General features: G+C 63.8%; 16 protein-coding genes. 14 read left to right on the forward strand and 2 right to left on the reverse strand.

Features of this window, described 5'->3' with window-relative positions:
• The first annotated feature begins 123 nt into the window (after positions 1 to 123).
• The 14 genes from FHR27_RS04065 to FHR27_RS04130 all read left to right on the forward strand — a co-directional run bounded on the left by FHR27_RS04065 (position 124) and on the right by FHR27_RS04130 (position 16,946).
• The gene (locus FHR27_RS04065) at positions 124 to 1,779 is read left to right on the forward strand and encodes a choline dehydrogenase (RefSeq protein ID WP_179537862.1); all 1,656 of its coding nucleotides are present in this window, start codon (positions 124 to 126) and stop codon (positions 1,777 to 1,779) included.
• A gap of 74 nt (positions 1,780 to 1,853) precedes the next feature.
• A complete protein-coding gene (locus tag FHR27_RS04070) occupies positions 1,854 to 2,606 on the forward strand; it encodes an SDR family oxidoreductase (RefSeq protein WP_179537863.1) in 753 nt (250 codons plus the stop codon).
• A 10-nt stretch (positions 2,607 to 2,616) separates the two neighbouring features.
• Complete coding sequence (locus tag FHR27_RS04075; RefSeq protein WP_179537864.1) at positions 2,617 to 3,174, forward strand: NIPSNAP family protein; 558 nt, start codon at positions 2,617 to 2,619, stop codon at positions 3,172 to 3,174.
• 65 nt (positions 3,175 to 3,239) lie between these two features.
• Entirely contained in the window at positions 3,240 to 4,727 is a 1,488-nt protein-coding gene (locus tag FHR27_RS04080; RefSeq protein WP_179537865.1) for an aldehyde dehydrogenase family protein, read from the forward strand.
• Positions 4,728 to 4,799: 72 nt separating this feature from the next.
• Complete coding sequence (locus tag FHR27_RS04085; protein WP_179537866.1) at positions 4,800 to 5,834, forward strand: proline racemase family protein; 1,035 nt, start codon at positions 4,800 to 4,802, stop codon at positions 5,832 to 5,834.
• 157 nt (positions 5,835 to 5,991) lie between these two features.
• Positions 5,992 to 6,759 (forward strand): alpha/beta fold hydrolase, encoded by a 768-nt coding sequence (locus tag FHR27_RS04090; RefSeq protein WP_179537867.1) that lies wholly within the window; start codon positions 5,992 to 5,994, stop codon positions 6,757 to 6,759.
• Positions 6,756 to 7,568 carry an aspartate dehydrogenase gene (locus FHR27_RS04095; RefSeq protein WP_179537868.1) on the forward strand — a complete coding sequence of 271 codons (813 nt, stop codon included), beginning with the start codon at positions 6,756 to 6,758 and terminating at the stop codon, positions 7,566 to 7,568. The genes FHR27_RS04090 and FHR27_RS04095 overlap by 4 nt, the downstream gene beginning before the upstream one ends.
• Positions 7,569 to 7,757: 189 nt before the next feature.
• On the forward strand, positions 7,758 to 8,945 hold the full coding sequence (locus FHR27_RS04100; protein ID WP_042553238.1) for an MFS transporter: 1,188 nt from the start codon (positions 7,758 to 7,760) through the stop codon (positions 8,943 to 8,945).
• A 149-nt stretch (positions 8,946 to 9,094) separates the two neighbouring features.
• Positions 9,095 to 9,631: a cupin domain-containing protein gene (locus tag FHR27_RS04105; RefSeq protein WP_179537869.1), complete on the forward strand. Its 537-nt coding sequence runs from the start codon at positions 9,095 to 9,097 to the stop codon at positions 9,629 to 9,631.
• 395 nt (positions 9,632 to 10,026) lie between these two features.
• The gene (locus FHR27_RS04110; RefSeq protein ID WP_179537870.1) at positions 10,027 to 11,949 is read left to right on the forward strand and encodes a HAMP domain-containing methyl-accepting chemotaxis protein; all 1,923 of its coding nucleotides are present in this window, start codon (positions 10,027 to 10,029) and stop codon (positions 11,947 to 11,949) included.
• Between the two features lie 933 nt (positions 11,950 to 12,882).
• The gene (locus FHR27_RS04115) at positions 12,883 to 14,382 is read left to right on the forward strand and encodes a catalase (protein WP_373565141.1); all 1,500 of its coding nucleotides are present in this window, start codon (positions 12,883 to 12,885) and stop codon (positions 14,380 to 14,382) included.
• Between the two features lie 109 nt (positions 14,383 to 14,491).
• On the forward strand, positions 14,492 to 15,052 hold the full coding sequence (locus FHR27_RS04120) for an ankyrin repeat domain-containing protein (RefSeq protein ID WP_179537871.1): 561 nt from the start codon (positions 14,492 to 14,494) through the stop codon (positions 15,050 to 15,052).
• A gap of 379 nt (positions 15,053 to 15,431) precedes the next feature.
• Positions 15,432 to 16,208, forward strand: a complete 777-nt coding sequence (locus FHR27_RS04125; RefSeq protein ID WP_179537872.1) for a hypothetical protein — start codon at positions 15,432 to 15,434, stop codon at positions 16,206 to 16,208.
• A 90-nt stretch (positions 16,209 to 16,298) separates the two neighbouring features.
• Entirely contained in the window at positions 16,299 to 16,946 is a 648-nt protein-coding gene (locus FHR27_RS04130; RefSeq protein ID WP_042556086.1) for a TetR family transcriptional regulator, read from the forward strand.
• 6 nt (positions 16,947 to 16,952) lie between these two features.
• On the opposite strand, the gene FHR27_RS04135 is transcribed toward FHR27_RS04130, so the two are convergent.
• The gene (locus FHR27_RS04135) at positions 16,953 to 20,495 is read right to left on the reverse strand and encodes a molybdopterin cofactor-binding domain-containing protein (protein ID WP_179537873.1); all 3,543 of its coding nucleotides are present in this window, start codon (positions 20,493 to 20,495) and stop codon (positions 16,953 to 16,955) included.
• Positions 20,486 to 20,980 (reverse strand): (2Fe-2S)-binding protein, encoded by a 495-nt coding sequence (locus tag FHR27_RS04140; RefSeq protein WP_042556715.1) that lies wholly within the window; start codon positions 20,978 to 20,980, stop codon positions 20,486 to 20,488. Before FHR27_RS04140 ends, FHR27_RS04135 begins: the two co-directional genes overlap by 10 nt.
• Positions 20,981 to 21,074: the final 94 nt, after the last annotated feature.

The raw sequence follows: 21,074 nt of genomic DNA on the forward strand, positions 1-21,074 counted from the left end.
CACTTGTACGTCGAAGCGCAGATTGATTGGGAGCTTGGCCCGGTAGGGTGTGGGTTTCCAAATTTTGCTTCTCTGGTTTGTAAACGATTACAGTGTTTTCCAGCTTTCAATTCGGGTGGACTCATGCGTGACATCAACGGCCGATCTACAGCAAGTACGTACGACTACATCGTCATCGGTTCCGGCTCTGCCGGCAGTGTGCTGGCCGCACGCCTGGCCGAGGACCGGCAGCACTCGGTACTGATGCTGGAGGCCGGCCCGAGCGACAAGAGCCTGTATATCCAGATGCCGGCGGCGCTGGGCTTTCCGCTGATGAATGACCGTTTCAACTGGTACATCCATTCCGAGCCCGAAAAGGAGTTGGGGGATCGCAGCATCTACGAGGCGCGTGGCCGGGTGCTGGGCGGTTCGTCATCGATCAATGGCATGAACTGGGTGCGTGGCAACCCGTGGGATTACGACAACTGGGGCGCCCTTGGGCTGGCCGGCTGGAGTTATGCCGAATGCCTGCCGTACTTCCGCAAGGCGGAGACCTTCGACAAGGGCGGCAACGACTATCGCGGGGTTGGCGGCCCGATGCACATCGAGACGTGCAAGGCGGATAACCCGCTCTATCGCGCCTTCCTGAAGGCGGGTGAGCAGGCTGGTTATGCGCAGGTCGATGACCACAACGGTTACCGCCAGGAGGGTGTGCACATCACCCAGCGCAACGTTCACAAGGGCATTCGCTGGAGCACCTCCCAGGCCTACATCCACCCCAATCGCCACCTCGGCAATCTTCACGTGTGCGACAAGGCTCTTGTCACCCGGATCGAGTTCGAAGGGACGCGGGCGGTGCGCGTCCACCTGCTACGCGACGGCGAGCCTCAGGTGATTGGCGTGAGCCGGGAGGTGGTGCTCTGCGCAGGTGCCATTCATTCGCCCCATCTGCTGATGCTCTCCGGGATCGGTGATCGAGAGCATCTGGCCGAGTTCGGCATCGACTGCGTGGCGCATCTGCCAGCCGTGGGGCAGGGCATGAAGGATCACGTTGCTGCGCCCGTGCAATACCGCGCCACGCAGAACGTCTCGATTGCCAAGCAACTGACGGCCCTGGGCAAGCTCAAGCTGGGCTTCATGTGGCGGTTCTTCAAGAAAGGATTGGGAGCCACCAACTTCTTCGAAGTGGGTGCGTTCATCCGCACCCGTGATGACATTCAGGTGCCGAACGTGCAGTTCGAGTTCATCCCCATGCTGGGCGAGTTCCAGCACGGCAGCGTGAAGCTGGAGAACGGCTTCCAGTATTTCTTCAGCCTGATGCGCCCGACCAGCACCGGCCGCGTCTGGCTGGGGTCGGCCGATCCTCGGGACGCGCCGCGGTTCGTCTTCAACTTCCTGTCCACTCCAGAGGACCAGCAGGATGCCATCGCGGCCGTGAGGGCGATTCGCAATGTGGTCGCGCAGCCGGCCTGGGATCCCTACCGCGGCGAAGAGGTCACGCCCGGGCCTGCGGTGCAGACCGATGAGCAGATTCTCGAAGCCCTGCGCGGCCTGGCGGGAACCAACTATCACCCGTGCTGCACCTGCCGCATGGGCGTGGACGAGAACAGCGTGGTCGATGCCCGTGGTCGGGTTCATGGCATCGAGAACCTGCGGGTGGTCGACGCTTCGATCATGCCGGAGATCGTCAGCGGCAACCTCAACGCGCCGATCATCATGATGGCCGAGAAGATCGCCGACGACATTCGTGGCCGCAGCCCACTGGCTGGATCCAGCGCGCCGTATTACGTGCCGGAATGATTTCTCGCCGACCGGCTCCGGCGGGTTGGCGGCCCAGGCGCATGCGCCGTCCTTTTGCACTCAGGAAATGCATCATGAAACTGCACGAGAAAGTCGCCCTTATCACCGGTGCTGGCGCCGGCATCGGTGAGGCTACTGCCAGACTCTTCGCCCGCGAGGGGGCCAAGGTGGTGGTGGCTGACCGCAATATCGAACTGGCCCGCCGTGTGGCTGCCGACATCGGCCCCCAGGCGTTCGCCGTCGAGGTGGACGTGGCCGTGGCCGGTCAGGTCGAGGCCATGGTCGCTGCCAGCGTCGGCAAGTTCGGCGGGCTGGACATTCTGGTCAACAACGCCGGCTTCGGCACGCTGGGCAGCGTCGTCACCCTCGAAGAGGAGACCTGGGATCAGGTCGTCGACGTCAACCTGAAGGGCGTATTCCTCTGTTCCAAATACGCGATTCCCGAGATCGTTCGGCGCGGTGGTGGGGCTGTGGTGAACCTGGCCTCGACCATCTCGGTGGTCGGCATCAAGGATCGTGCAGCCTACGTGGCGGCCAAGGGCGGGGTGGCGGCGCTGACGCGAGCCATGGCACTGGATCACGCCCTCGAGGGTGTGCGGGTGAACAGCGTTGCACCCGGTGTGATCGCCTCCAGCTACTACGACAAGATCTTCGAATCGGTGCCCGATCCGGTGGCTTTCAAGAAGGGGCTGGAAGCTCGCTCGCCGCTCAACAAGATGGGCGAACCGGTGGATATCGCCAACATGATCCTGTTCCTGGCCAGCAACGACTCCACCTTCGCCACCGGTGCGATGTTCACCGTCGACGGCGGCTACACCGCCTGGTGAGGATGCCGGAATGATCGATGAACTGCGCGAGTATCAATTCACCGAGCAGGCCTGGGGGCGCTACTGGCAACTGTTCCAGACGTGCTGCCTGCCGATTCGCGGCAATGACTACGGCGCGCTGCTGGGTATGTGGCACGAGCAGGTGGGCAATTGCATCTACTTCAGCCACGTGTGGCGCTATCAGTCATTCGATGAGCGCACGCGGTTGAGGGCCGAATTGGGCAAGGTGAAGGCCTGGCGCGAGGCGTTCCTGCCGCAGGCCGCTCCTCTGGTCAGCAGGCAGTTCCTGCAATTGCTCAACCCGCGTTCGGAAGTCGAGCTGTGCAGGGCGCGCTTTGTGCATTCTTACCGCTGTGCCACGGGTACTGCATCGGCCGTGATCGACCGCATCCACCGTAGCGTCGATGCCTCGGGACAGCCCTGCTGTGGCGTATGGACCACCGAGTTCAGCGACCCCAATCAGGTGCTGGTGATGACGGCTGGTGCGCAGACACCGCTGTCGACGCTGGAGGCTGCAGTCAGTGTCGAGAGCCGCCGCATCGAGCCACTGATGGCCCGCTCCAGCTAGCCCGTTGCGGTGCTATGTTTGATCTCGAATGTAAACGTATACATACCCTTTTCAGGAGAAACAGCATGTCCACCAGAACCTATGACCACTGGATCGATGGGCGCGAGTACGCACCCTCCGGCCGGCAGCACATCGAGCGCCATTCTCCGGCGCATGGCGGCCTGCTGGCGCGCTTCGCCGAGGGCAGTGCCCAGGATGTCGACATTGCCGTCGAGCGGGCCAAGGCGCTGCACGTCAGCAGGGCCTGGTCCTCGCTACCAGGGTCGGAACGCGCGAAGTTGCTGAGCCGGCTTGCCGATCTGATCGAGCGAGATGCCGAGCGCCTGGCCGAAATCGAGGCCGAAGAGGTGGGCAAGCCGATCATCTATGCCAGGGGAGAGGTGTCGTGGGCTGCCGAGCTGACCCGGTTTGCCGCTTCCCTCGCGTGGCAGATCAAGGGCGAGGCCTATACCCATCTCGGCGACGACAGGCTGGGCCTTGTCACCCGCGAGGCGCGGGGCGTGGTCGGCCTGATCGTGCCGTGGAACTTCCCCCTGGTGTGCCTGTTCCAGAAGCTGCCCTACGCACTGGCTGCCGGTTGCCCGGTGGTGATCAAGCCCTCCGAGCTGACCTCCGGTAGTGCACTGGAGGTCGCCCGGCTGGCGGCCGAAGCCGGTTTTCCGGCCGGGCTGATCAATATCGTCACCGGTCGTGGCGAGGTGGTGGGCGAGCGCCTGACGCGCCACCCCGATGTGTCGATGATCTCCTTTACCGGTTCGACCCGGGTTGGCAAGCAGATCGCTGCCAGCGCCGCTGGCGACCTTACCCGAGTAGCGCTGGAGCTGGGTGGCAAGGCCGCCAACGTGGTGTTCGCCGATGCCGATCTTGAGGCCGCGCTGGACGGTGTGCTGTTCGGGGTAATCCTCAATCAGGGCGAGGAGTGCGTGGCGGGAACGCGGCTGCTGATCGAAGAGTCGGTGGCCGACGAGTTCGTCGCCAGGCTGGTGGAGCGTGCCTCGCGGGTCGTGGTGGGGCTGCCTCTGGACGACCAGACCCAGATCGGTGCGCTGATTCACGAGCAGCATCTGCACAGCGTATTGGGTTATATCGAGGTGGGCAGGCAGGAGGGCGCGCGGCTGCTGTGTGGCGGTGAGCGCCTGACTCAGGGCAGCCTGGGCAAAGGCTACTTCGTGGGGCCGACGATCTTTACCGAGGTGCGACCGGAGCACCGTATCTTCCGCGAAGAGATCTTCGGCCCGGTATTGACGGTCACCCGTTTCAAGACGGTCGACGAAGCCATCGAACTGGCCAACGATACGCTCTATGGCCTGGGTAATGGCCTCTGGACCAAGGATCTGGACAAGGCGCTCGCGGTATCGCAGAAACTGCAAAGCGGCACCGTATACGTGAATACCTACCTGGAGAGCGCACCGCAGCTGCCATTCGGTGGCTTCAAGCAGAGTGGCTACGGGCGTGAGAACGGTGTCGACGGCTTGCACGAGTTCCTCGAGGTGAAGGCGACCTTCATCAAGACCGGGCCGCGCACGCCTGTTCTGCCCAATACCCTTGGCTGATTCAGCCGACCCTCGGCACCGCCTTTGCGGCGCCGAGGGATCAGGCACCACTCCCTGAACGAAGGTCTGGTTATGAACTTCAAGCGAATGATCAATGTGGTCAGTGCCCATGCGGCTGGTGAGCGCAATGACGTGATCACCGGCGGCGTACTGGACGTCCCCGGGCAGACCATCTTCGACAAGATGAAGTACCTGGAGACCCAGGGTGACGACCTGCGCAAGCTGCTGTTGCAGGAGCCTCGCGGCAGCGTCACCCAGTGCGTCAACCTGGTATTGCCGTCCGCGCATCCCGAGGCGGATGTGGGGTTCGTCATCATGGAATCCGAGTTCTACCCGCCGATGTCGGGCACCAATACGATCTGTACGGTGACCGTACTGCTCGAGACCGGCATGATCCCCATGGTCGAGCCGGTCACGCGCCTGACCCTCGAGGCTCCTGGCGGGCTGGTGCGTGTCGAAGCGGCGTGCCGCGATGGCAAGTGCACCAGTGTGACGTTCTCCAACGTGCCGTGTTTCGTCTTCGCGCTGGACCGCTTCATCGAGGTACCGGGCATTGGCTCGCTGAAGGTCGACGTGTCCTACGGCGGGATGATCTACGTGCTGGCCGATGCCCAGGCCCTGGGCTTTGCCATCACCCCGGACGAAGCCGCCGATATGGTCAGTGTCGGTGAGGTCATCAAGGCCGCTGCCGCCGAGCAGGTGCCTGCGGTGCACCCGGAAAACCCCCAGATCCACACCATCAACCAGACGCTGTTCGCTGGCCCGCTACGGGACGACCCATTGGGCAAGCGTTCGCGCAATGGCGTCATCGTTTCTCCAGGGCGGCTGGATCGCTCACCCTGCGGTACCGGGACCAGCGCCCGGTTGGCGGTGATGCATGCTCGCGGGCAGATTGGCATGGGCGAGAAGTTCGTCCACGAATCCATTCTGGGTACCGAGTTCGTGGGCGAGATCGTCGAGACCATGAGTATCGGGGGCCGCCCGTGCATCCGCCCGACCATTTCCGGGCAGGCCTGGCTGACGGGGTTTCATCAGTACGTGCTCGATCCCAGCGATCCGTTCCCCACCGGCTACACCCTCAGCGATACCTGGCGCAGGAGCGGCTGACGCCCGTCCCGCAGCAGAGACGCTCGAAGACAATCCGCCAGCGGGTTGTCCGCCTGGATTTGTAAACGATTACGGGCTTGCAGCTGGCAAGCCGAGGCATGAGGAGCATGCAGATGTGCAAAACAATTCGCGCTGCTCGGAAAGGGAGTAGAGCGCCATGAGCGCAGCGATCAACATCGTGGAAAAGGGGCAGGGCGATGCTGTCGTGCTGATTTCCGGCCTGGGTGGGCTGGCGTCCTTCTGGGAGCCCAGCGTGGCGGCGCTGAGCCAGTCCTGGCGAGTGATCACCTTCGATCATCCCGGCGTCGGTGGCAGCGAGATCGACGGCTTGCCGAACATCCCCGGTATCGTCGTCGCCGCGCTCAGGGTGTTCGACGAACTGGAGCTCGACCGGGCGCACGTGGTGGGGCATTCCACCGGCTCGCTGGTCGCCCAGGCACTGGCACTCGACCATGGGCCGCGGGTTCGCAGCCTGGCGCTGAGCAGTGGCTGGGCGCGCCCGGACAAGCGCTTCGAGGACTTCTTCGCCTACCGCAAGTATGTGCTGGCCTGGTTGGGAGGTACCGCCTACAACGCGCTGACGCGCTTCGCCGGCTATCCCTCGGCCTGGTACGGCGAGCAGTTCGCCATCGACGGCGCCGTGAACTTCGACGAACCGTCACCTCTGGATGTCGGCATGACCCAGGCACGCATGGACATGTTGCTGGGGTACAGCCGCCGCGACGAACTGGGGGCCGTCCAGGCGCCCACCCTGGTAGTCGGTGCACCTGACGATTACATCATTCCTTTCCATCACAGCGAGGAGCTGGCCAGCCTGATCCCCAGGGCCAGGCTGCTGGCGTTCAACGGTGGCCACTTCGCGCCGCTCACTCGCACTGACCTGTACACGGCGATCTTGGCCGAATTCTGGGAGTCCTTAGCATGAGTGAACCAACAATCAGGCGAGTCGGCATCATCGGCCTGGGGGCAATCGGCAGGCGCGTGCTCGAAGCCCTGCAGACCCAGCACCTGCCATCGGCCTCCTATGCGGTCGTGGATCGCATGCAGCACCCCGAGGCTTTCACCGAGTCTCGTCACCTGACGCTGTTCAGTGACGTTCGGTCGCTCATCGACTGGCAACCCGATCTGGTCATCGAGTGTGCTGGCCATGGCGCGGTCGTGGATGCCGTTCCGGCCTGCCTGCGGGCGGGTATCGATGTGGTGATCGCCTCCATCGGAGCGCTGGCCGACAGGGCCCTCAGGGAAGATCTGGAGCAGGCTGCCAATGCCGGCAAGGCACGCCTGATTCTGGTCTCGGGGGCGATTGGCGGGCTCGATGCCATACGTTCGGCCCGTGCGGCTGGGCTGGACGAAGTTATCTACATCGGTCGCAAACCACCTCAGGCCTGGGGCGGAACGCCTGCCGACGATGTATTCGACCTGGCCAGCATCGACGAACCGACCACCATCTTTCGCGGTTCGGCCGCCCAGGCGTCGGTGCTGTTCCCGAAGAACGCCAACGTGACCGCCGCGGTGGCGCTCTCCGGCGTCGGTTTCGAGCTGACTCAGGTCCAGTTGATCGCCGACCCTGGCGTGCACAAGAACGTCCATGAGGTTCAGGCACGAGGCGCCTTTGGCGAACTGTCGATCCGCCTGATCAACAACCCCTTGCCGGACAACGTCAAGACATCCTGGCTGGCTGCGCTGAGCATCGAAGAGGCGGTCGCCAAGCAGTTGCAGGCGCTGGTGTTCTGATGGCCGGGCGGCTTGGCGCAGGAGCCGGATGGGGAAGGGGCGGGCACTGCGTGGGCCGCGTCATGAACGATTTTGAATACGTTGATTTGTAATCGATTACGGGCTTTAGTCTGACTACGGCCTGGAATGCCAACCCTGGGTGCTCACCTGGCACCCAGTCACGCAACCAATGTTCAGCGAGATCCAGCCATGAGCATCGTCAGTGATCTGAAATATTCACGTTACGCAACGACATCGATCTTTTTCGTCAATGGCCTGGTGTTGGGGATATGGGCCACCAACATTCCGGCCATCAGCAGGGCGCTCGGTCTGAGCGATGGGCAGCTGGGAGCCGCCCTGAGCATGTTCGCGGCGGGTACCATGCTGATGATCTTCCTGGCTGGCAGCGTCGCCAACAAGCTGGGCAGCCGTGCGTCGATAGTCATCGGCGGGATATTGCTGTCGATCTCTCTGCCACTGCTGGTGATATCACCGTCCTACGAGGTGTTCTTCGTCATTCTGCTGTTCTTCGGGATGTGCAACAGCGTCATCGACATTTCGATGAATACCCATGCCTCGATCATCGAGGAGAAGCTGAACAAGCCACTGATGTCCTGGTTCCATGCCGCGTTCAGTTTCGGTGGCATGGCTGGCGCCGGGTTGGTGTCGGTACTGGATGCCTATGCACTGAGCGCGCTGACCAATCTGGGCGTGGCCGCAGTGCTGATGCTGCTGACCACCCTGCTGTGTGCCAGGCCGCTGCGTCACCTGCGTCCGACTCTGGCCACGGTTGCCGAGAAGAAGAAGGTGGTGATCAGGCCCAACGGCACTCTGTTGATCATCGCGATGCTGACGGTCATGTCGCTTTTCACCGAGAACTCGATGATCAACTGGAGCGCCAAGTACCTGACCGACGTGGCCAGTACCAGCACCGGTATCGCTGCATTCGCTTTCGGTGGCTTCAGCTTCGCCATGGCGATCGGGCGCCTGATCGGCAACCCGCTGATTCGCCGTTATGGCCGTGATTGGGTGCTGGTCTGTTCGGGGCTGCTGGGCGTTGCCGGCTTCGCCCTGGCCATCAGCGCACCTGCGCCGCTGACCGCCATCGTCGGCTTCATGCTGGTCGGCCTCGGGCTGGCCAACATGACACCGATTCTCTACAGCAAGGCTGCTCAGGCGTACCCGCAGGCGCCCAGCCTGGGGCTGGCGCTGAACGGCACCATTGGCTATCTGGGCTTTCTGATCTGCCCGCCAATCATCGGCGCTACGTCGGATCACATCGGCCTGCAGTTCAGCATGTCGCTGCCGCTGTTGGCCATGTTCATCGTCAGTCTGGTCGCCTGGAAAGGGCAACTGGAAGTGCGCCAGCGAGCGACCACGAGTCCGCTCGCTGACTGACCGTCATGGCCGTGAAAGCCCTGCCGAGCAATTGGCGTGCAGCGCTTCACGGCCCTTTGCCAATCCTGTCGAAGAGACGCAGTGGCCTTTTCAGGCGCGGCTGCGGGTGCCTCTTCGACGGTAAGGCCACTTTTCTAGAGGGCAATACGATGTCGATGATCGAGAAAGGCAACAATGCTGATCTGGGCGATATTCTGGTACTCGGGCCAGACGACGGAAAGGACTACTGGCAGCCCGTGCCGGCCAATGGCTTCATTTCCGTGCGTATCGATCCCGAAGAGCTGGAAATTCAGAGCCCGTTCAGCCTGGGCACGCAGACGCTGCCGCCGGCCAGCTACGTGAGGGAGCACTACCACCCGATACATGACGAAGTGCTGCATTTCATCCGCGGGGAGGGCAAGGCGCGCATCGATGGCAAGGAATATATCGTCAAGCCGGGCGTGACCATCTTCGTCGGCCGCGGCCGCCGGCACATGTTCATCAACGACAGCGACAGCGAGCTGCACTGGCTGTGGTTCATCCAGCCAAACGGCCTGGAGATATTCTTCAAGGACATTGGTATCGACAAGCAGCCTGGGCAACCCGAGCCCGAGCCGTTCCCACGGCCAGCCAACGTTCTGGAGATCGAGAAGACCACGGCGTTCGGCCCACCGCTCAAGGATGCCTACGTTCCGCGGTTCGACTAATCGGATTCCACGCCGCAAGCACGGGCGATGCTTCAGCAAACAGCTCTGAACGCTCGCCCGTATCGCTTCACCCTCCTTCCGCCCGTGCCAAGGCCGATCTCCCGTCCATCCGCTCGGGCAAGGGCTGTATTGCCGATACCTGCGCCCCAGAGCGCCGCATTCAATTTCCAGCCAATCGCGATTTAGGTTGAACCAAGCCGCGCGCCACTGCGTCTGTGCAATATCAAAGTGATATCGTCCGCTTCAGCGGACCCCACAGCATCGTCATTTCGATGGGTGAATCATCGCGACACCGGCTGGGATGCCGTCTCAGAACCGCGCTTGGAGTGCGGGCTGGCTCAACAAGAATAAGTCTCCAGTTTCCTCATCACATGAATTTGCAGTTGGAGCGATCCATGAATACGTGGTTTGGCAATATCAGCGTCACCATGAAACTGGCTTTGGGGTTCGGCCTCGTGCTGCTGCTGACGATGGCCCTGGCCGCCGTCAGCTGGACCAGCCTGGACAGCGTGGTGCAGCGCAGCGAGCGCATGACCGACGTCAATGAGCTCACGCATACCCTCACCGATCTGCGTGTGGCGCGTTTGCAGTACCTGCTCTCCAATGGCGGCGCGGCGGAAGCCGACAAGGTGCAGCAGCAGATCCGTGCGCTCTCCCAGCAGCAGCAGGAAATTCTGCCGCACTTTCAGAACCCGGAGAACGTAAGGCTGATCAAGCAGCAGATCGAGTTGATCGAGCAGTATCAGAAGGCCTACGACAAGACCAACGTGACCTACACCACCGCCAACAAGACCCGCAGCGAGATGGTCGACATGGCGGATCGCGCCGGTGAGTTGATCGACCGTGTCAGGGACGAAGTGGCCCGCACTGCCGTGGGCGACGAAGCGGGTTTCGCGCGTTACCAGGCCATCGCCCGGCTCAAGGATGACGTGCAGACCCTGCGTTACCGCGTACTCACCTACACCGCTGATGTGAACGAGCGCACCGAGCAGGCATTGAACCAGCAGATCGAACGCGTCGATCAGGGGCTCGATGGCCTGGCGACCGTGTTCGCCGGCGACTATCGCGACCAGATCCAGCAGCTCGAGAGCTCGGTCACCGCCTACCGCAGCCTGCTGGGTACCTATCGCACGGCAACCGCCGAGCGCTTGCAGTTGCGCGACGCCATGACCGATCAGGTGCAGGAGATCGTCAAGGGCAGCGACGCGCTGCTGGCCATGCAGGTCAAGCTGCGTGACAGCGACACCGGCTTCGCCACCCGGATGATGATCGGCGCCACGTTGCTGGCCCTGCTGGCGGGCATACTCGCCGCCTGGCTGATCACCCGGCAGATCACCCGCCCGCTGCAGGAAACCCTCGAAGCGGTGGAGCGCATCACCAGCGGTGACCTCACCCAGACTCTGCAGGTCAGCCGTCGCGACGAGCTCGGTGTGGTGCAGCAGGGTATCCAGCGCATGGGCAGCACCCTGCGTGAGCTGATTGGTGGCATCCGTGATGGCGTCACGCAGATCGCCAGCGCAGCCGAGGAGTTGTCGGCCGTCACCGAGCAGACCAGCGCCGGGGTCAACAGCCAGAAGGTGGAGACCGATCAGGTGGCTACGGCCATGCAGGAAATGTCGGCTACCGTGCAGGAGGTGGCGCGCAGTGCTGCCGAGGCCTCCCAGGCCGCGTCCGACGCGGACCACGAGGCCAGCCAGGGTGATCGGGTGGTGGCGGAAGCCATCGCGCAGATCGATCGCCTGGCCGCCGAAGTGACCCGTTCCACCGATGCCATGAGCGAGCTGCAAAGCGAGAGCAAGAAGATCGGCGGCGTGATGGACGTGATCAAGGCGGTGGCCGAGCAGACCAACCTGCTGGCCCTCAATGCCGCCATCGAGGCCGCGCGTGCCGGTGAAGCGGGGCGCGGGTTCGCCGTGGTGGCCGACGAGGTGCGCGGGCTGGCTCAGCGCACGCAGAAATCCACCGAAGAGATCGAAGGCCTGGTCGCTGGTCTGCAGCAGGGCACCCAGCAGGTGGCAGCCATCATGCACGGCAGCCGCGAGCTGACCGACAGCACCGTGGCTCTGACCCGCAAGGCCGGTGAGGCGCTGGGGATGATCACCCGCAAGGTGTCCAGCATCCAGGCGATGAACCAGCAGATCGCCGCCGCCGCCGAGCAGCAGGGCGCGGTCGCCGAGGAGATCAGCCGCAGCGTGGTCAACGTGCGCGACATCTCCGAGCAGACCGCAGAAGCCAGTGAGGAGACCGCCGCATCGAGCATCGAACTGGCGCGTCTGGGCAACCAGCTGCAGATGATGGTCAGCCACTTCCGCGTGTGATGCCCAGGCGTAATGTCCACGACACCGTAGGAGCCGGCTTGCCGGCGATGGGTGGCCATACCGCGATTTTGCTGGATGGCTGCAATCGCTTCGCCCGCAAGCGGGCGCTGGTACCCACACAATCGTGTAGGAGCCGGCTTGCCGGCGATTGGTGGGCATACCGCGATTTTGCTGGATGGCCGCTATCGCTTCGCCCGCAAGCGGGCGCTGGTATCCACACGGTCGCGTAGGAGCCGGCTTGCCGGCGATTGGTGGCCATACCGCGATTTCGTTGGATGGCTGCAATCGCTTCGCCCGCGAGCGGGCTCCTACATGGCGCAGGTATGCACACGGTCGTGCCGGCTTGCCGGCGATTGGTGGGCATGCCGCGATTTTGTTGAATGGCCGCTATCGCTTCGCCCGCAAGCGGGCTCCTACGTGGGCGCTGGGGTACACACAATCGCGTAGGAGCCGGCTTGCCGGCGATTGGTGGGCATGCCGTGATTTTGCTGGATGGCCGCTATCGCTTCGCCCGCAAGCGGGCGCTGGGGTACACACAATCGCGTAGGAGCCGGCTTGCCGGCGAATGGTGGCCATACCGCGATTTCGCTGGATGGCTGCAATCGCTTCGCCCGCAAGCGGGCTCCTACGTGGGCGCTGGGGTACACACAATCGTGTAGGAGCCGGCTTGCCGGCGATGGGTGGGCATACCGCGATTTCGCTGAATGGCCGCTATCGCTTCGCCCACAAGCCGCGGCCGATCGGCGCTTCGCTTATCACTTTCGGGCTCTATCGCGTAATAAGCATTGTCTATCGGGGCGCTGGGTTTTCCCAATTTAGACCAGCGGATGACCTCTCGTAGCCTTGGGAAAGCGCATGACGCGCTTGGAACCATAAGAAAACGAGGATTCATCCATGAAACCCAGGAATTCATGGGCACCTGCCCTTGGCTTGATGACGGCGACCTTGTCCGCTTCTCTGTTCAGCTTTTCCGCCCACGCTGCGCCTCTGACCCGCGACAACGGCGCGCCGGTCGGCGATAACCAGAACTCGCAGACTGCAGGCAGCACCGGCCCCACGCTGCTGCAGGACGTGCAGTTGATCCAGAAGCTGCAGCGCTTCGACCGCGAGCGCATCCCCGAGCGGGTGGTGCATGCGCGGGGTACCGGCGCCCACGGCGAGTTCACGGCCAGTGCCGACATCTCCGACCTGAGCCGCGCCAAGGTCTTCACCAAGGGCACCACCACACCGGTGTTCGTGCGTTTCTCCAGCGTGGTGCACGGCAACCATTCCCCGGAAACCCTGCGTGACCCGCGCGGCTTCGCCACCAAGTTCTACACCAGCGAAGGCAACTGGGATCTGGTCGGCAACAACTTCCCGACCTTCTTCATCCGCGATGCCATCAAGTTCCCGGACATGGTGCATGCCTTCAAGCCCGACCCGAACACCAACTACGGCAGCAACCGCACCCAGTTCGATTTCTTCAGCCACGTGCCCGAAGCCACCCGCACCCTGACGCTGCTGTATTCCAACGAAGGGACGCCGGCCAATTACCGGCAGATGAACGGCAACGGCGTGCACGCCTACAAGCTGGTCAACGACAAGAACGAGTACCGCTACGTCAAGTTCCAGTGGCGCAGCCTGCAGGGGGTCAAGAACAACGACCCGCAGCAGACCGAGCAGATCCAGGGCAAGGACTTCAACCACATGAGCCGCGACCTGATCACCACGATCAACGCCGGCGACTACCCGAAGTGGGATCTGTACATTCAGGTGCTCGAACCCGCTGACCTGGCCAAGTACGACTTCGATCCGCTGGATGCCACCAAGATCTGGCCGGACGTGCCCTACAAGAAGATTGGCCAGATGGTCCTGAACAAGAACCCGGATAACGTGTTCCAGGAAACCGAGCAGGTGGCCATGGCGCCGTCCAACCTGGTGCCGGGTATCGAGCCCTCCGAGGACCGCCTGCTGCAGGGCCGGCTGTTCTCCTATGCCGACACGCAGATGTATCGCCTGGGCGCCAACCACGCGTTCCTGCCGATCAACCAGGCCAAGGTCGCGGTCAACAACGGCAATCAGGATGGCGCGGCGAATATCGGCCACACCACCACCGAAGTGAACTACGAGCCCAGCCGCATCAACCCACGGCCTGCCAGCGAGCATGCGCGTTACAGCAACCTGCCACTGAGCGGCAGCACCGAGCAGAAGAAGATCCAGCGCGAGCAGAACTTCCTGCAGGCCGGTGAGCTATACCGTTCCTACGACAAGAAGATGCAGGGCGATCTGATCGCCAGCCTGGGCGGTGCCCTGGCCGAGGCTGAAGACGAGAGCAAGCACATCATGCTGTCGTTCTTCTACAAGGCCGATGCGCAATATGGCGAGGGGCTGACCCAGGTAGCCAAGGGCGATCTGGCACGGGTCAAGGCACTGGCCGCCAAGCTGCAGGACTGACCTTGCGACCGGCCTACGCCGGTCACTCCGTGGCGCACCGCCCCCGAGCGGGCCGTGCGCCACGGATTCCCCAACCCGGGAGCGGCCGCTGGCCGTTCGGGAGGTTCCCATGTTGCGTACCCTCTGCTTTGCGCTGGCGCTGACCGGCGCGACTCCGCTGCTGGCCGATACTCCGCCCGCCGGCGATGCCGAGCACATTCAGGCGCAATTGCGCACTTACTACTTCGATGCGGCGCGGGCGGGCAATACCGCGATGCTCGACGAATTCATCCAGGCCGGTTACGACCTCGATACGGCTGACGAGAAGGGCTACACGGCGCTGATCCTGGCGGCCTACCACGGCCACCGCGAGGCGGTGGAGCGCCTGCTGAGCGCTGGTGCCGATGCCTGCGCCCAGGACCAGCGCGGCAACACCGCCCTGATGGGGGCGATCTTCAAGGGCGAGGTGCGCATCGCCAAGCGGCTGCTCGACGCCGACTGCAGCCCTGATCAACGCAATGGCAGTGGCCAGACGGCCGCCATGTACGCGGCCCTGTTCCAGCGCAAGGACATGCTCGATGCCCTGGCCAACAAGGGCGCCGACATGAGTGCCGAGGATGCCTTCGGCAACAACCCTCAGCGCCTGGAACAAGGCGACATTCGTACACGCTGGTCGCAGGAGCCGCCTTGAGGACGACGATGGTGCCGTCACTGCTGCGGCGCGTCGGATTCATAGCCGCTAACGCTCCAGCCCAGGTGCGCTAGGCGGCTGGCGCTTCGTATCGGGCCCGGGAGCCTCTAGTTGGCCATTCTCTGGCCACCATGCCATTCGTCAGAAGCTGCCGCTGGTCGTGCATCGAACGGCCCTGGCTGGGCTACAACTGCCTGTCTGGAGGTAATTCCCATTCAGCGTGGCCCGTTGGGCAGGCCATCTCCGGTTTGGCCTGGATGATCACCCCTGGCGAGCGAACGTCGAACCCGCGACATGAAGGTGCGAGTCGGGTCGGAGGAAATCCCGAGGCTTGCCGATTGGCGTGACCGTCGAAACAGCAGAGAAGGACGCGACCACAATGCCCGATTTTCAGAAGGCCGACCCGCAGGTCGTGCCGCGCATCGTCAACGAAATGGAGAGCCAGGGGTACTCCGTCATCGAGGGTTTCCTCTCCGAGGAGCAGTTGCAGGCGGCCCGCACCCACGTCAATTACGAAGTGGAGCGGCACCACCACGAGTACTTCGCCATGCAGGGCCAGGATGCCGTGAGGGGCAGCATCTTCGAAGAGATGAGCGTGTCGCCCCAGGTGATGGACCTGTTCAGGGACATCTACAAGACCGGTACCGGCCAACCACCGCGGTCACCCGACATCTTCCCGGCGCTGCGCTGCCTGCAGGGCAAGACCGGCAAGCGCGAGTCCTATTACTTCCACTACGACGCCGCAGCGCTGACCGCGCTCATTCCGCTGGTGACGCCCAGCGAAGGCCGCGACTGCGGGGATTTCATCTTCTTCCCCAACCTGCGCAACATCCGCAGCAACCTGTACGTCAACATTCTGGAAAAGGCGCTGATGCAGAACACCCTGACCCAGAAGCTGGTGACCTTCGCCGTCAAGCGCAGCTGGCTGAAACCGGCGAAGATCAAGATCGTGCCCGGCAACGCCTATTTCTTCTGGGGCTATCGTTCGCTGCACGCCAACGAACCCTGCGACCCCAACGCGCTGCGCTCCACCGTGCTGCTGCATTACGGTGAGCCGCACAGCCGCGAAAACCTCGCCTCGAAGCTGCTGCTCGGCTGGAATTTCCGCCGCGCCCGGGTGATCAACGAGCGCACCCGGCGCAGGGACGTGGGCTAGGCGCGTCCTGCGGGGAGGCTGGCGGCAAAGTGGATTGGTCAGGAGCAGATGCCGCATACTTCGCCGTCGATTAAGCCAGCGGGATACACCATGGAAAAGGCCAAGACCGGTACGCGAGCTGCCCAGGCGGATCGCAGTCGGGCGGCGATCCTCAAGGCGGCGGTCAAGGTGTTCAGCCGTCAGGGTTATGCCGGGGCGCGCACCGAGCAGATTGCCAGCCAGGCCAAGTGCAACGAGCGGATGATCTATTACTACTTCGGCAGCAAGGATGAGTTATTCGTCAATGTGCTGGAGCATATCTACGCCCAGTTCAACCGGGCCGAGGCCCGGCAGGTGTTCGATCTGGCAGACCCCGAGCAGGCGATTCGCGATCTGGTCGCCTTTACCTGGACCTACTACCTCAAGCACCCTGAGTTCATCACCATCCTCGGCACGGAAAACCTGCTGCAAGGCGTGCACGCCCGCAAGTCGGGCAACCTGCGGGCGCTCTCCGGCACCGCAGTGGGCGTGTTGCAGCCGATCGTCGCCGCCGGTCAGGCGCAGGGGCTTTTCCGCGAGGATATCGACATCCGGCACCTGTACCTGATGATCGCCTCGCTCTGCTACTTCTATAACTCCAACCTGCACACGCTGAGCTGTTTTCTCGATGACGAGCTGGTCAGCGTCAGCGAGAAGGCGCGCTGGCTGGCGTTCATCAGCGACGTGGTACTGCGCGGTCTGCGCCGCGCGGCGTCGTGATGGGGCTCAGTGGGTGCCGGGGTTGGCGCGCACGTGCGCGACTTTCTGGGTCAGGTCGAGCCACGCCGGCTGCTCGCTGGCGAAGCGGTGGCGCAGATAGGCGACCAGTTCGGTGACCTGGCGGTCGTTGAAACTGTCCTTGAAGGCCGGCATGTAGCCGAGTTCAGGAGTCGCCGGCGTGTCGATGCCATGCAGGATGACCTTCAACAGGTTGTCCGGCATGCGGCTGTGCACGTTGCTGTTGACCGCCATGGATGGGCTCACGCCAAACAATTGCGGGCCCAGGCCATCGCTGTGACAAGCCTGGCAGGCGCCTTCGAAGGTGCGCTGGCCACGGGCGAGCGCTGCCGGGTCGGGGGCCGTGCTGCTGGCGACAGTCTGCGCTGGCGCGGGAGCGTCCAGGGATATCAGGTAATTGGCGATGGCCTGCACATCGCTTTTCGGCAGCATCGCCAGCTCACTCACCACCGGGCCCATTGGGCCGGCAGCCACGCCGTGGCGTTCGGAGAACCCGCTGCTCAGGTAGTCGGTCAGTTCCGCCTCCGTCCAGGGCGTAGCGCTGCTGCGCAGGCCGCTGAGTGGCGGTGCCTCCCAGCCGTCGACCATCCCCCCGGCAAGAAACGACTGGCCGCCTTTTTCCGCGCCGAGCAGGTTGCGCGGCGAGTGGCAGGCGGCGCAGTGGCCCAGTCCGTTGACCAGGTAGGCGCCACGGTTCCATTGCTCGCTGCGGGCCAGGTCGGCCTGGTATTCGCCGCGCCCGAGAAACAGGGCGTTCCAGCCGGCCATCAGCGGGCGGATGTTGAACGGAAAGCTCATCTGGTTGGCCGGGGCAGGCTGCTTCACGGCGGGCTGCGACATCAGGTAGGCATACAGCGCCTGCATGTCGGCATCGTTGATGTTGCGAAACGCCGTGTAGGGAAATGCGGGGTACAGGTGGCGGCCATCGCGGCTGATGCCTTCGCGCATGGCGCGCTCGAATGCGCCGAACGACCAGCTACCGATGCCGGTTTCACGATCCGGGGTGATGTTGGTGCTGTACAGCGTACCGAACGGGGTGTCCATGGCCAGGCCGCCGGCATTGCTGGCACCGCCAGGCGAGGTATGACAGACCGCGCAGTCGCCAGCGGCTGCCAGCAAGCGGCCTCGCTCCAGGGTGGCGGCGGACCAGGTGCCGGAACCCGCTGGTGCCACGGGGGCGATCTCCGCGCGCCAGGGCAGGGCGGTGGTGAGCAGGCCCAGGGTCGCGCCCAGCACGCCAGCCAGGCCACCAAGCCACCACTTGCTGCGTTTGCCCGTGGCGGGAGCCGCAGGCGCGGCGCTGTCGGCCCCACCGTCAGCAGCGAGCGCGGCACGAACCCGTTCGGCGGTGATCGGCAACTCGCGAAAGCGCAGGCCTGTGGCGTCGAAGATGGCGTTGGCAATGGCGGCCGCACTGGGTACGGAGGCCGATTCGCCGCTGCCCATGGGCGGTTCGGTCTGCCGAGGCATCATCATCACGTCGATGGCAGGCACTTCGGGAAAGGTCAGGATTGGGTAGGTGCCCCATTCGGTGCTGGCGACTCGCGAATCCTCGAACTGCACCTGCTCCTTGAGTACCCGGCTGGTGGACTGCACCACGTTGCCGTGGATCTGGTGACGCACGCCCTCGGGGTTGATCATCATGCCGGCGTCGTGGCCGATCACCACGCGGGTAACGGCCACTTCGCCGGTGCGCTTGTCCACCGCCACATCGGCGACCCAGGCGGCCCAGGCCGCGCCGAAACCGGGGAAATTGCTGTGAATGTAGCGGGCATAGGCGAAGCCCCGGCCGCGTAGCACGTCACCCTCGGCGGGCGTTTGCTGCGGTTGGGTGCGCGGCTGCCAGTCGGCGCGCTGGGCGGTGGCCTGGATCAGATCCCTGGCGCGTGGATCGTCCAGGTGGCGCAGGCGGTATTCGACGGGGTCCACCCCGGCGGCGAATGCCAGTTCGTCGATGTACGACTCGTGGGCAAAGCTGTTCGGCATGGCAGAAACGCCGCGCATCCAGGACGCGCGCACCAGCGGGGCCATGTCGTTGATGGTGACGCGCATGTGCTCGTAGTCGTAGGGCGGTATCGAGGTGCGGTCGCCCATCTCGAACATCATCGGCAATGGCTCGACGCGGCCGGTGAGCAGCAGCGCCAGGGTCGGCGCGCCGTTGGACGGGTAGCTGGTCTGGAAATCGTAGGCGCTGATGCTGCCATCGGCATTCAGGCCGCCGTCGACCTCCATCAATTGAGCGGTGCCCTTGGGTTCCCACACGTGTTCCTGTTCGCGGGTGAGTTGAACCCGTACCGGTTTGCCCACCGCCCTGGACAGCAGCAGGGCATCGGCGCATACGTCATCCGCGCAGTTGCGCCCGTAGCAGCCGGCGGCCTCCATGCGAATCACCTCGATGCGATTCTCGTCGCACTCCAGCAACCAGGCCAGGTCGGCACGCAGCAAGTGAGGGTTCTGGGTGCCCGACCAGACTTTCGACTGCTGCTCGCTGTAGTCGGCCAGTGCGCATGAAGGGCCGATCGACGCGTGCAACTGGTAGGGCCAGAGGTAGCTGCGGGTCAGTCGCTGGTCGGCGTTGGCCAGGGCCTGCTCGACGTCACCCTTGTCGAGAACCGTGCGGGCGATGCGCGGGTTGTCGCGGATCGCCTGGGCGATATCGCGCATGTCGGGCAGTTTCTGTGTCCAGGGTTTCCATTCGATTTCCAGTTGCTGGGCGGCGCGAGCTGCCTGCTCCTCGCGCTCGGCGACCACGCCGACGAAGTCGCGAATCACCACCACGGCGACGATGCCCGGGATATCGGCGATGGAGCTTTCGTTGACCGAGAGCAGGCTGTTGCCGACGAATTCGCCACTGTCGTAGCCCGCGTAGGGCGGACGTACCACGCGGCCGTGCAGCATGCCCGGCAGGCGCATGTCGTGGACGTAGGTCAGCTCGCCCGTGGCCTTGCCGGGAATGTCCACGCGCTGCGCGGCCTGGCCCACCAGGCGGTATTCGCTTGGCGGTTTGAGTGGCGCGTCGCCGCTGATGGACAGACGAATGTGCTGGCCGGCGATCAGTTCGGCGAAGCTCAGCTCGCGGCCGTCCGGGTGATGGAAGCGGCCGCGCTGCAGCCTGAGCTGCTCGACATCCGTCTGCCAGCGCTCACTGGCCAGCCGGCCCAGGTGGCGTCGCGCTTCCGCAGCGGCATTGCGCAGAGGAATCGCGCTGATCTGGATGGTCGCGCTGGCGATGGTTGCGCCCTGATTCGGCGCTCGCTCGGTGTCGCCCAGGACCATCTCGACCTGATCCATGTCCAGGTTCAGCTCTTCGGCGACGATCTGCGCCAGCGAGGTGCGGATACCCGTGCCCAGGTCGACATGACCGTTGAAGGCATGAACTCGGTCACCGGCGATGGCGAGAAACAGCCCGAGTTCGCGAGGTTTCAAGGTGGCGCTCTGGCCTTTGGGCATGGGGCCGGAGGGGGGCTGGATGGTATCGATCACCAGCAGCGCATCGGGCTGTTCGAGCCATTGGTCGCGGGTCAGGTGCATGGGGTTTCTCCGTGCGGGGCAGCGGGACGGCCGGCGGCACGCAGGGCCGCGCGCATGATCTCGACGTGGGTGCCGCAGCGGCACAGGTTCGCCGACAGCTCGTTGCGCAGTTCTTCGTCGCTGGGGTGTGGGTTGCGATCGAGCAGGGCCTTGATGGTCATGATCATGCCGTTGAGGCAGTAACCGCACTGCGCCGCCTGTTCGCTGATAAAGGCCTGCTGCACCGGATGGGGGCGTTCGCGACAACCCAGGCCTTCCAGGGTGGTAACGCTGCGGCCTACGGCACCGCCAACGGGAAATACGCACGAGCGGGTGGCGCGGCCATCGACGATTACCGTACAGGCGCCGCACTCACCCAGGCCGCAGCCGTACTTGGGACCATTGAGGGCCAAATCGTTGCGCAGGATGTAGAGCAATGGGGTCTGCGGCTCAGCATTGAGCTGCACCGCCTGCCCATTCACTTGCAGGGTCAGGTTCTTTTCCATGGATGCCTTGCTGCCTTGTCTGCCCGATCCCGGCGTTACCGCATTACCCAGGAAGGAGGCTTTTAGTTCGTTAAGTGCTTACTTCATGAAATAT

This window comes from Pseudomonas flavescens, from assembly GCF_013408425.1.
GTDB lineage: Bacteria > Pseudomonadota > Gammaproteobacteria > Pseudomonadales > Pseudomonadaceae > Aquipseudomonas > Aquipseudomonas fulva_A.

Coding starts and splice junctions, on each gene's coding strand:
- FHR27_RS04065 (WP_179537862.1), top strand. CDS start 124: ATGCGTGACATCAACGGCCGATCTACAGCAAGTACGTACGACTACATC.
- FHR27_RS04070 (WP_179537863.1), top strand. CDS start 1,854: ATGAAACTGCACGAGAAAGTCGCCCTTATCACCGGTGCTGGCGCCGGC.
- FHR27_RS04075 (WP_179537864.1), top strand. CDS start 2,617: ATGATCGATGAACTGCGCGAGTATCAATTCACCGAGCAGGCCTGGGGG.
- FHR27_RS04080 (WP_179537865.1), top strand. CDS start 3,240: ATGTCCACCAGAACCTATGACCACTGGATCGATGGGCGCGAGTACGCA.
- FHR27_RS04085 (WP_179537866.1), top strand. CDS start 4,800: ATGAACTTCAAGCGAATGATCAATGTGGTCAGTGCCCATGCGGCTGGT.
- FHR27_RS04090 (WP_179537867.1), top strand. CDS start 5,992: ATGAGCGCAGCGATCAACATCGTGGAAAAGGGGCAGGGCGATGCTGTC.
- FHR27_RS04095 (WP_179537868.1), top strand. CDS start 6,756: ATGAGTGAACCAACAATCAGGCGAGTCGGCATCATCGGCCTGGGGGCA.
- FHR27_RS04100 (WP_042553238.1), top strand. CDS start 7,758: ATGAGCATCGTCAGTGATCTGAAATATTCACGTTACGCAACGACATCG.
- FHR27_RS04105 (WP_179537869.1), top strand. CDS start 9,095: ATGTCGATGATCGAGAAAGGCAACAATGCTGATCTGGGCGATATTCTG.
- FHR27_RS04110 (WP_179537870.1), top strand. CDS start 10,027: ATGAATACGTGGTTTGGCAATATCAGCGTCACCATGAAACTGGCTTTG.
- FHR27_RS04115 (WP_373565141.1), top strand. CDS start 12,883: ATGACGGCGACCTTGTCCGCTTCTCTGTTCAGCTTTTCCGCCCACGCT.
- FHR27_RS04120 (WP_179537871.1), top strand. CDS start 14,492: ATGTTGCGTACCCTCTGCTTTGCGCTGGCGCTGACCGGCGCGACTCCG.
- FHR27_RS04125 (WP_179537872.1), top strand. CDS start 15,432: ATGCCCGATTTTCAGAAGGCCGACCCGCAGGTCGTGCCGCGCATCGTC.
- FHR27_RS04130 (WP_042556086.1), top strand. CDS start 16,299: ATGGAAAAGGCCAAGACCGGTACGCGAGCTGCCCAGGCGGATCGCAGT.
- FHR27_RS04135 (WP_179537873.1), bottom strand. CDS start 20,495: ATGCACCTGACCCGCGACCAATGGCTCGAACAGCCCGATGCGCTGCTG.
- FHR27_RS04140 (WP_042556715.1), bottom strand. CDS start 20,980: ATGGAAAAGAACCTGACCCTGCAAGTGAATGGGCAGGCGGTGCAGCTC.